The organism is Mitsuaria sp. BK041 (assembly GCF_014193085.1).
Classification (GTDB): Bacteria; Pseudomonadota; Gammaproteobacteria; order Burkholderiales; family Burkholderiaceae_C; genus Roseateles.
Map to the genome: position 1 here is coordinate 1 of NZ_JACHYT010000003.1, position 11375 is coordinate 11375.

Genomic DNA, 11375 nt, shown 5'->3' on the forward strand with positions numbered 1-11375 from the left:
TCCCGGTTTTCATTTGGCGGCGAGATTCTCGCAGTCGACGCTGAAAATAATTTCGCAGACTGCTTGACGGATTCAAAAAGAATCGTTCATAATCTCGCTTCTGCGCTGCTGACGACAAATCAGCGACGCGACGAAGTTGGCGAAAGCGGCTTCGATGTTCTTTAAGAATTTACAGCCGATAAGCGTGGGCGTCTGAACGAGCGACCTGAGAAGGTTAAATCTTTAGACGCTCACGGAAATGAATGAAGCTATGAAAGTAGTCTTTGTTCGATTCCGTTGAGTATTCAAGATCGAACTGTAGAGTTTGATCCTGGCTCAGATTGAACGCTGGCGGCATGCCTTACACATGCAAGTCGAACGGTAACGCGGGGCAACCTGGCGACGAGTGGCGAACGGGTGAGTAATGTATCGGAACGTGCCCAGTTGTGGGGGATAACTGCTCGAAAGAGCAGCTAATACCGCATACGACCTGAGGGTGAAAGCGGGGGATCGCAAGACCTCGCGCAGTTGGAGCGGCCGATATCAGATTAGGTAGTTGGTGGGGTAAAGGCTCACCAAGCCAACGATCTGTAGCTGGTCTGAGAGGACGACCAGCCACACTGGGACTGAGACACGGCCCAGACTCCTACGGGAGGCAGCAGTGGGGAATTTTGGACAATGGGGGCAACCCTGATCCAGCCATGCCGCGTGCGGGAAGAAGGCCTTCGGGTTGTAAACCGCTTTTGTCAGGGAAGAAAAGACTCCTGTTAATACCGGGGGTTCATGACGGTACCTGAAGAATAAGCACCGGCTAACTACGTGCCAGCAGCCGCGGTAATACGTAGGGTGCAAGCGTTAATCGGAATTACTGGGCGTAAAGCGTGCGCAGGCGGTTATGCAAGACAGATGTGAAATCCCCGGGCTCAACCTGGGAACTGCATTTGTGACTGCATGGCTAGAGTACGGCAGAGGGGGATGGAATTCCGCGTGTAGCAGTGAAATGCGTAGATATGCGGAGGAACACCGATGGCGAAGGCAATCCCCTGGGCCTGTACTGACGCTCATGCACGAAAGCGTGGGGAGCAAACAGGATTAGATACCCTGGTAGTCCACGCCCTAAACGATGTCAACTGGTTGTTGGGAGGGTTTCTTCTCAGTAACGTAGCTAACGCGTGAAGTTGACCGCCTGGGGAGTACGGCCGCAAGGTTGAAACTCAAAGGAATTGACGGGGACCCGCACAAGCGGTGGATGATGTGGTTTAATTCGATGCAACGCGAAAAACCTTACCTACCCTTGACATGCCAGGAATCTTGCAGAGATGTGAGAGTGCTCGAAAGAGAACCTGGACACAGGTGCTGCATGGCCGTCGTCAGCTCGTGTCGTGAGATGTTGGGTTAAGTCCCGCAACGAGCGCAACCCTTGTCATTAGTTGCTACGAAAGGGCACTCTAATGAGACTGCCGGTGACAAACCGGAGGAAGGTGGGGATGACGTCAGGTCATCATGGCCCTTATGGGTAGGGCTACACACGTCATACAATGGCCGGGACAGAGGGCTGCCAACCCGCGAGGGGGAGCTAATCCCAGAAACCCGGTCGTAGTCCGGATCGCAGTCTGCAACTCGACTGCGTGAAGTCGGAATCGCTAGTAATCGCGGATCAGCTTGCCGCGGTGAATACGTTCCCGGGTCTTGTACACACCGCCCGTCACACCATGGGAGCGGGTTCTGCCAGAAGTAGTTAGCCTAACCGCAAGGAGGGCGATTACCACGGCAGGGTTCGTGACTGGGGTGAAGTCGTAACAAGGTAGCCGTATCGGAAGGTGCGGCTGGATCACCTCCTTTCTAGAGAATGACGAGACCGCCAGGTGGCTTCGGTTGCTTGGGAGAGTCGAGTCCACAAATAGCGAGTTCAGCGCGCCCACACTTATCGGCTGTAGACACACAACAGTGAGTGAGAAAAACGCGTGAGCCTGGCGAGCTGGCCTTGCCGGTTGGCGCGATGCAGGGGCACGCAAGAGATGCGTGGGTCTGTAGCTCAGTCGGTTAGAGCACCGTCTTGATAAGGCGGGGGTCGCTGGTTCGAATCCAGCCAGACCCACCACGAGGATCGACAAGATCTTGGGGGATTAGCTCAGCTGGGAGAGCACCTGCTTTGCAAGCAGGGGGTCGTCGGTTCGATCCCGTCATCCTCCACCAATCACTTCACAGGGTGGCAAACCACAGCGTCAGGAATGGACGCTGTGGTTTGCCAGTCTCGACTTTGAAAGTCGGCTGTTGTTCTTTAACAATTCGTAGAGTCGAATCAGCGTTGCTGGCGGAAAGCTGGCGCTCGTAAAGGGGCGCTCGGCACCGTGCCGCCAGCGACATTTGATTGCGTCACCAGACTTCAACTCTGAAATTCAGAGAAGAAATTGAAGAACGGCGAAAACGCGTGATACTCAATGAATGCTCGAGTTGTCGAGCATCTGTCCTTGACGACATCTGCGGATGTCAAAGTTATAGGGTCAAGTGACTAAGTGCATGTGGTGGATGCCTTGGCGATTACAGGCGACGAAGGACGTGATAGCCTGCGATAAGCTTCGGGGAGCTGGCAAATAAGCTTTGATCCGGAGATTTCCGAATGGGGAAACCCACCTCGTTTAGAGGTATCGCACACTGAATACATAGGTGTGCGAGGCGAACCGGGCGAACTGAAACATCTCAGTAGCTCGAGGAAAAGACATCAACCGAGATTCCGAAAGTAGTGGCGAGCGAAATCGGAGTAGCCCTCGTGTTTTAGCAGTTGGCATATCAGAACGGAATGGAAAGTCCGGCCATAGCGGGTGATAGCCCCGTATGAGAAATGTCGATTGTGGAACTAGGCACGAATAGAGTAGGGCGGGACACGTGAAATCCTGTCTGAATATGGGGGGACCATCCTCCAAGGCTAAATACTCGTAATCGACCGATAGCGAACAAGTACCGTGAGGGAAAGGCGAAAAGAACCCCGGGAGGGGAGTGAAATAGATCCTGAAACCGCATGCATACAAAAAGTAGGAGCCCGCAAGGGTGACTGCGTACCTTTTGTATAATGGGTCAGCGACTTACATTCAGTGGCGAGGTTAACCGAATAGGGTAGCCGTAGAGAAATCGAGTCCGAATAGGGCGAATTAGTCGCTGGGTGTAGACCCGAAACCAGGTGATCTATCCATGGCCAGGATGAAGGTACCGTAACAGGTGCTGGAGGTCCGAACCGACTAGTGTTGCAAAACTAGCGGATGAGCTGTGGATAGGGGTGAAAGGCTAAACAAACCTGGAGATAGCTGGTTCTCTCCGAAAACTATTTAGGTAGTGCCTCAAGTATTACCTTCGGGGGTAGAGCACTGTTTAGGCTAGGGGGTCATGGCGACTTACCAAACCTATGCAAACTCCGAATACCGAAGAGTACAGCTTGGGAGACAGAGCACCGGGTGCTAACGTCCGGACTCAAGAGGGAAACAACCCAGACCGCCAGCTAAGGTCCCTAAAATTGGCTAAGTGGGAAACGAAGTGGGAAGGCTAAAACAGTCAGGATGTTGGCTTAGAAGCAGCCATCATTTAAAGAAAGCGTAATAGCTCACTGATCGAGTCGTCCTGCGCGGAAGATGTAACGGGGCTAAGCCAGTTACCGAAGCTGCGGATGCACAGTTTACTGTGCGTGGTAGGAGAGCGTTCTGTACGCCTGTGAAGGTGGGTCGTGAGGCCTGCTGGAGGTATCAGAAGTGCGAATGCTGACATGAGTAGCGTTAAAGGGGGTGAAAAGCCCCCTCGCCGTAAGCGCAAGGTTTCCTACGCAACGTTCATCGGCGTAGGGTGAGTCGGCCCCTAAGGCGAGGCAGAGATGCGTAGCTGATGGGAAACAGGTCAATATTCCTGTACCGATCAATAGTGCGATGTGGGGACGGAGAAGGTTAGCTCAGCCGGGTGTTGGATGTCCCGGTTCAAGCCTGTAGTCGTGCCTGGTAGGCAAATCCGCCGGGCTTAGATGAGGGGTGATAACGAGTCTGCTTGCAGACGAAGTGAGTGATACCCTGCTTCCAGGAAAAGCCACTAAGCTTCAGCTATTGACGACCGTACCGCAAACCGACACTGGTGCGCGTGATGAGTATTCTCAGGCGCTTGAGAGAACTCTGGAGAAGGAACTCGGCAAATTGACACCGTAACTTCGGAAGAAGGTGTGCCTTTAGTAGGTGAAGCCCCCGCGGGCCAAGCCCAATGAGGCCGCAGAGAATCGGTGGCTGCGACTGTTTATTAAAAACACAGCACTCTGCAAAGACGAAAGTCGACGTATAGGGTGTGACGCCTGCCCGGTGCTGGAAGATTAAATGATGGGGTGCAAGCTCTTGACTGAAGTCCCAGTAAACGGCGGCCGTAACTATAACGGTCCTAAGGTAGCGAAATTCCTTGTCGGGTAAGTTCCGACCTGCACGAATGGCGTAACGATGGCCACACTGTCTCCTCCAGAGACTCAGCGAAGTTGAAATGTTTGTGATGATGCAATCTCCCCGCGGAAAGACGGAAAGACCCCATGAACCTTTACTGTAGCTTTACATTGGACTTTGAACAGATCTGTGTAGGATAGGTGGGAGGCTTTGAAACCTGGTCGCTAGATCAGGTGGAGCCAACGTTGAAATACCACCCTGGTGTGTTTGAGGTTCTAACCTTGGCCCGTTATCCGGGTTGGGGACAGTGTATGGTGGGCAGTTTGACTGGGGCGGTCTCCTCCCAAAGTGTAACGGAGGAGTTCGAAGGTACGCTAAATACGGTCGGAAATCGTGTTGATAGTGCATTGGCATAAGCGTGCTTGACTGCGAGACTGACAAGTCGAGCAGGTACGAAAGTAGGACAAAGTGATCCGGTGGTTCTGTATGGAAGGGCCATCGCTCAACGGATAAAAGGTACTCTGGGGATAACAGGCTGATACCGCCCAAGAGTTCATATCGACGGCGGTGTTTGGCACCTCGATGTCGGCTCATCTCATCCTGGGGCTGTAGCCGGTCCCAAGGGTATGGCTGTTCGCCATTTAAAGAGGTACGTGAGCTGGGTTTAAAACGTCGTGAGACAGTTTGGTCCCTATCTTCCGTGGGCGCTGCAAGATTGAGAGAGCCTGCTCCTAGTACGAGAGGACCGGAGTGGACGCACCTCTGGTGTATCGGTTGTCACGCCAGTGGCATCGCCGAGTAGCTAAGTGCGGAAGAGATAACCGCTGAAAGCATCTAAGCGGGAAACTCGTCTCAAGATGAGTCTTGCCGGGGCCTAGAGCCCCCTGAAGGGTCGTTCAAGACCAGGACGTTGATAGGCTGGGTGTGGAAGCGCAGTAATGCGTTAAGCTAACCAGTACTAATTGCCCGTGCGGCTTGACCCTATAACTTTGACAGTCCCATCGACTTCAAAGACAGGTGTCATGCGAATAACCGTTCTTCAAGCCTGAAGACGCAATCAAATCAAAAGCTGATCTCGACTCTACCGAATTGGGCTTGTTGCCGCGTCTTCCCGACGAGCAGCAGCCAACCAGTCAAGCCTGATGACCATAGCGAGTCGGTCCCACCCCTTCCCATCCCGAACAGGACCGTGAAACGACTCAGCGCCGATGATAGTGCGGATTCCCGTGTGAAAGTAGGTCATCGTCAGGCTAATATCCGGAGACGCCCGGTCGAATGACCGGGCGTTCCTTTCTCTGCTTGCAGAGATCAGCGCTTCGCGGAGCGTTGATCTCTGAAGGCGAGACGACGTCCAAGCCATCATGAAGATGATCGCGAAAGACGCTTGACAAGTTCAAACGAACTCGTTTATAGTCTCACCTCTGCGCTGCTGACGACAAATCAGCGACGCGACGAAGTTGGCGAAAGCGGCTTCGATGTTCTTTAAGAATTTACAGCCGATAAGCGTGGGCGTCTGAACGAGCGACCTGAGAAGGTTAAATCTTTAGACGCTCACGGAAATGAATGAAGCTATGAAAGTAGTCTTTGTTCGATTCCGTTGAGTATTCAAGATCGAACTGTAGAGTTTGATCCTGGCTCAGATTGAACGCTGGCGGCATGCCTTACACATGCAAGTCGAACGGTAACGCGGGGCAACCTGGCGACGAGTGGCGAACGGGTGAGTAATGTATCGGAACGTGCCCAGTTGTGGGGGATAACTGCTCGAAAGAGCAGCTAATACCGCATACGACCTGAGGGTGAAAGCGGGGGATCGCAAGACCTCGCGCAGTTGGAGCGGCCGATATCAGATTAGGTAGTTGGTGGGGTAAAGGCTCACCAAGCCAACGATCTGTAGCTGGTCTGAGAGGACGACCAGCCACACTGGGACTGAGACACGGCCCAGACTCCTACGGGAGGCAGCAGTGGGGAATTTTGGACAATGGGGGCAACCCTGATCCAGCCATGCCGCGTGCGGGAAGAAGGCCTTCGGGTTGTAAACCGCTTTTGTCAGGGAAGAAAAGACTCCTGTTAATACCGGGGGTTCATGACGGTACCTGAAGAATAAGCACCGGCTAACTACGTGCCAGCAGCCGCGGTAATACGTAGGGTGCAAGCGTTAATCGGAATTACTGGGCGTAAAGCGTGCGCAGGCGGTTATGCAAGACAGATGTGAAATCCCCGGGCTCAACCTGGGAACTGCATTTGTGACTGCATGGCTAGAGTACGGCAGAGGGGGATGGAATTCCGCGTGTAGCAGTGAAATGCGTAGATATGCGGAGGAACACCGATGGCGAAGGCAATCCCCTGGGCCTGTACTGACGCTCATGCACGAAAGCGTGGGGAGCAAACAGGATTAGATACCCTGGTAGTCCACGCCCTAAACGATGTCAACTGGTTGTTGGGAGGGTTTCTTCTCAGTAACGTAGCTAACGCGTGAAGTTGACCGCCTGGGGAGTACGGCCGCAAGGTTGAAACTCAAAGGAATTGACGGGGACCCGCACAAGCGGTGGATGATGTGGTTTAATTCGATGCAACGCGAAAAACCTTACCTACCCTTGACATGCCAGGAATCTTGCAGAGATGTGAGAGTGCTCGAAAGAGAACCTGGACACAGGTGCTGCATGGCCGTCGTCAGCTCGTGTCGTGAGATGTTGGGTTAAGTCCCGCAACGAGCGCAACCCTTGTCATTAGTTGCTACGAAAGGGCACTCTAATGAGACTGCCGGTGACAAACCGGAGGAAGGTGGGGATGACGTCAGGTCATCATGGCCCTTATGGGTAGGGCTACACACGTCATACAATGGCCGGGACAGAGGGCTGCCAACCCGCGAGGGGGAGCTAATCCCAGAAACCCGGTCGTAGTCCGGATCGCAGTCTGCAACTCGACTGCGTGAAGTCGGAATCGCTAGTAATCGCGGATCAGCTTGCCGCGGTGAATACGTTCCCGGGTCTTGTACACACCGCCCGTCACACCATGGGAGCGGGTTCTGCCAGAAGTAGTTAGCCTAACCGCAAGGAGGGCGATTACCACGGCAGGGTTCGTGACTGGGGTGAAGTCGTAACAAGGTAGCCGTATCGGAAGGTGCGGCTGGATCACCTCCTTTCTAGAGAATGACGAGACCGCCAGGTGGCTTCGGTTGCTTGGGAGAGTCGAGTCCACAAATAGCGAGTTCAGCGCGCCCACACTTATCGGCTGTAGACACACAACAGTGAGTGAGAAAAACGCGTGAGCCTGGCGAGCTGGCCTTGCCGGTTGGCGCGATGCAGGGGCACGCAAGAGATGCGTGGGTCTGTAGCTCAGTCGGTTAGAGCACCGTCTTGATAAGGCGGGGGTCGCTGGTTCGAATCCAGCCAGACCCACCACGAGGATCGACAAGATCTTGGGGGATTAGCTCAGCTGGGAGAGCACCTGCTTTGCAAGCAGGGGGTCGTCGGTTCGATCCCGTCATCCTCCACCAATCACTTCACAGGGTGGCAAACCACAGCGTCAGGAATGGACGCTGTGGTTTGCCAGTCTCGACTTTGAAAGTCGGCTGTTGTTCTTTAACAATTCGTAGAGTCGAATCAGCGTTGCTGGCGGAAAGCTGGCGCTCGTAAAGGGGCGCTCGGCACCGTGCCGCCAGCGACATTTGATTGCGTCACCAGACTTCAACTCTGAAATTCAGAGAAGAAATTGAAGAACGGCGAAAACGCGTGATACTCAATGAATGCTCGAGTTGTCGAGCATCTGTCCTTGACGACATCTGCGGATGTCAAAGTTATAGGGTCAAGTGACTAAGTGCATGTGGTGGATGCCTTGGCGATTACAGGCGACGAAGGACGTGATAGCCTGCGATAAGCTTCGGGGAGCTGGCAAATAAGCTTTGATCCGGAGATTTCCGAATGGGGAAACCCACCTCGTTTAGAGGTATCGCACACTGAATACATAGGTGTGCGAGGCGAACCGGGCGAACTGAAACATCTCAGTAGCTCGAGGAAAAGACATCAACCGAGATTCCGAAAGTAGTGGCGAGCGAAATCGGAGTAGCCCTCGTGTTTTAGCAGTTGGCATATCAGAACGGAATGGAAAGTCCGGCCATAGCGGGTGATAGCCCCGTATGAGAAATGTCGATTGTGGAACTAGGCACGAATAGAGTAGGGCGGGACACGTGAAATCCTGTCTGAATATGGGGGGACCATCCTCCAAGGCTAAATACTCGTAATCGACCGATAGCGAACAAGTACCGTGAGGGAAAGGCGAAAAGAACCCCGGGAGGGGAGTGAAATAGATCCTGAAACCGCATGCATACAAAAAGTAGGAGCCCGCAAGGGTGACTGCGTACCTTTTGTATAATGGGTCAGCGACTTACATTCAGTGGCGAGGTTAACCGAATAGGGTAGCCGTAGAGAAATCGAGTCCGAATAGGGCGAATTAGTCGCTGGGTGTAGACCCGAAACCAGGTGATCTATCCATGGCCAGGATGAAGGTACCGTAACAGGTGCTGGAGGTCCGAACCGACTAGTGTTGCAAAACTAGCGGATGAGCTGTGGATAGGGGTGAAAGGCTAAACAAACCTGGAGATAGCTGGTTCTCTCCGAAAACTATTTAGGTAGTGCCTCAAGTATTACCTTCGGGGGTAGAGCACTGTTTAGGCTAGGGGGTCATGGCGACTTACCAAACCTATGCAAACTCCGAATACCGAAGAGTACAGCTTGGGAGACAGAGCACCGGGTGCTAACGTCCGGACTCAAGAGGGAAACAACCCAGACCGCCAGCTAAGGTCCCTAAAATTGGCTAAGTGGGAAACGAAGTGGGAAGGCTAAAACAGTCAGGATGTTGGCTTAGAAGCAGCCATCATTTAAAGAAAGCGTAATAGCTCACTGATCGAGTCGTCCTGCGCGGAAGATGTAACGGGGCTAAGCCAGTTACCGAAGCTGCGGATGCACAGTTTACTGTGCGTGGTAGGAGAGCGTTCTGTACGCCTGTGAAGGTGGGTCGTGAGGCCTGCTGGAGGTATCAGAAGTGCGAATGCTGACATGAGTAGCGTTAAAGGGGGTGAAAAGCCCCCTCGCCGTAAGCGCAAGGTTTCCTACGCAACGTTCATCGGCGTAGGGTGAGTCGGCCCCTAAGGCGAGGCAGAGATGCGTAGCTGATGGGAAACAGGTCAATATTCCTGTACCGATCAATAGTGCGATGTGGGGACGGAGAAGGTTAGCTCAGCCGGGTGTTGGATGTCCCGGTTCAAGCCTGTAGTCGTGCCTGGTAGGCAAATCCGCCGGGCTTAGATGAGGGGTGATAACGAGTCTGCTTGCAGACGAAGTGAGTGATACCCTGCTTCCAGGAAAAGCCACTAAGCTTCAGCTATTGACGACCGTACCGCAAACCGACACTGGTGCGCGTGATGAGTATTCTCAGGCGCTTGAGAGAACTCTGGAGAAGGAACTCGGCAAATTGACACCGTAACTTCGGAAGAAGGTGTGCCTTTAGTAGGTGAAGCCCCCGCGGGCCAAGCCCAATGAGGCCGCAGAGAATCGGTGGCTGCGACTGTTTATTAAAAACACAGCACTCTGCAAAGACGAAAGTCGACGTATAGGGTGTGACGCCTGCCCGGTGCTGGAAGATTAAATGATGGGGTGCAAGCTCTTGACTGAAGTCCCAGTAAACGGCGGCCGTAACTATAACGGTCCTAAGGTAGCGAAATTCCTTGTCGGGTAAGTTCCGACCTGCACGAATGGCGTAACGATGGCCACACTGTCTCCTCCAGAGACTCAGCGAAGTTGAAATGTTTGTGATGATGCAATCTCCCCGCGGAAAGACGGAAAGACCCCATGAACCTTTACTGTAGCTTTACATTGGACTTTGAACAGATCTGTGTAGGATAGGTGGGAGGCTTTGAAACCTGGTCGCTAGATCAGGTGGAGCCAACGTTGAAATACCACCCTGGTGTGTTTGAGGTTCTAACCTTGGCCCGTTATCCGGGTTGGGGACAGTGTATGGTGGGCAGTTTGACTGGGGCGGTCTCCTCCCAAAGTGTAACGGAGGAGTTCGAAGGTACGCTAAATACGGTCGGAAATCGTGTTGATAGTGCATTGGCATAAGCGTGCTTGACTGCGAGACTGACAAGTCGAGCAGGTACGAAAGTAGGACAAAGTGATCCGGTGGTTCTGTATGGAAGGGCCATCGCTCAACGGATAAAAGGTACTCTGGGGATAACAGGCTGATACCGCCCAAGAGTTCATATCGACGGCGGTGTTTGGCACCTCGATGTCGGCTCATCTCATCCTGGGGCTGTAGCCGGTCCCAAGGGTATGGCTGTTCGCCATTTAAAGAGGTACGTGAGCTGGGTTTAAAACGTCGTGAGACAGTTTGGTCCCTATCTTCCGTGGGCGCTGCAAGATTGAGAGAGCCTGCTCCTAGTACGAGAGGACCGGAGTGGACGCACCTCTGGTGTATCGGTTGTCACGCCAGTGGCATCGCCGAGTAGCTAAGTGCGGAAGAGATAACCGCTGAAAGCATCTAAGCGGGAAACTCGTCTCAAGATGAGTCTTGCCGGGGCCTAGAGCCCCCTGAAGGGTCGTTCAAGACCAGGACGTTGATAGGCTGGGTGTGGAAGCGCAGTAATGCGTTAAGCTAACCAGTACTAATTGCCCGTGCGGCTTGACCCTATAACTTTGACAGTCCCATCGACGTCAAAGACAGGTGTCATGCGAATAACCGTTCTTCAAGCCTGAAGACGCAATCAAATCAAAAGCTGATCTCGACTCTACCGAATTGGGCTTGTTGCCGCGTCTCCCGACGAGCAGCAGCCAACCAGTCAAGCCTGATGACCATAGCGAGTCGGTCCCACCCCTTCCCATCCCGAACAGGACCGTGAAACGACTCAGCGCCGATGATAGTGCGGATTCCCGTGTGAAAGTAGGTCATCGTCAGGCTAATATCCGGCAAACCCCTCGATTGGAAACAGTCGAGGGGTTTTGC

The 11375-nt window shown here is 53.4% G+C and carries 4 tRNA genes and 6 rRNA genes; all 10 read left to right on the forward strand.

Annotated elements, in window-relative coordinates:
• The first annotated feature begins 292 nt into the window (after positions 1-292).
• The 10 genes from FHT38_RS24990 to rrf (FHT38_RS25035) all read left to right on the forward strand — a co-directional run bounded on the left by FHT38_RS24990 (position 293) and on the right by rrf (FHT38_RS25035) (position 11329).
• Positions 293-1821: ribosomal RNA gene (locus tag FHT38_RS24990) — 16S ribosomal RNA — on the forward strand.
• Positions 1822-2003: 182 nt separating this feature from the next.
• Positions 2004-2080 (forward strand) — tRNA-Ile (locus FHT38_RS24995).
• Between the two features lie 19 nt (positions 2081-2099).
• Positions 2100-2175 (forward strand) — tRNA-Ala (locus FHT38_RS25000).
• A 306-nt stretch (positions 2176-2481) separates the two neighbouring features.
• Positions 2482-5362: ribosomal RNA gene (locus FHT38_RS25005) — 23S ribosomal RNA — on the forward strand.
• Positions 5363-5517: 155 nt separating this feature from the next.
• Positions 5518-5630: ribosomal RNA gene (gene rrf / locus FHT38_RS25010) — 5S ribosomal RNA — on the forward strand.
• 362 nt (positions 5631-5992) lie between these two features.
• Positions 5993-7521, forward strand: a 16S ribosomal RNA gene (locus tag FHT38_RS25015).
• A 182-nt stretch (positions 7522-7703) separates the two neighbouring features.
• Positions 7704-7780, forward strand: a tRNA-Ile gene (locus tag FHT38_RS25020).
• A gap of 19 nt (positions 7781-7799) precedes the next feature.
• A tRNA-Ala gene (locus FHT38_RS25025) sits at positions 7800-7875 on the forward strand.
• A 306-nt stretch (positions 7876-8181) separates the two neighbouring features.
• Positions 8182-11062 (forward strand): 23S ribosomal RNA (locus tag FHT38_RS25030).
• Positions 11063-11216: 154 nt separating this feature from the next.
• A 5S ribosomal RNA gene (rrf, locus tag FHT38_RS25035) occupies positions 11217-11329 on the forward strand.
• Together the 16S, 23S and 5S rRNA genes with 4 tRNA genes alongside form the textbook arrangement of a ribosomal RNA operon.
• Positions 11330-11375 lie beyond the last annotated feature (46 nt).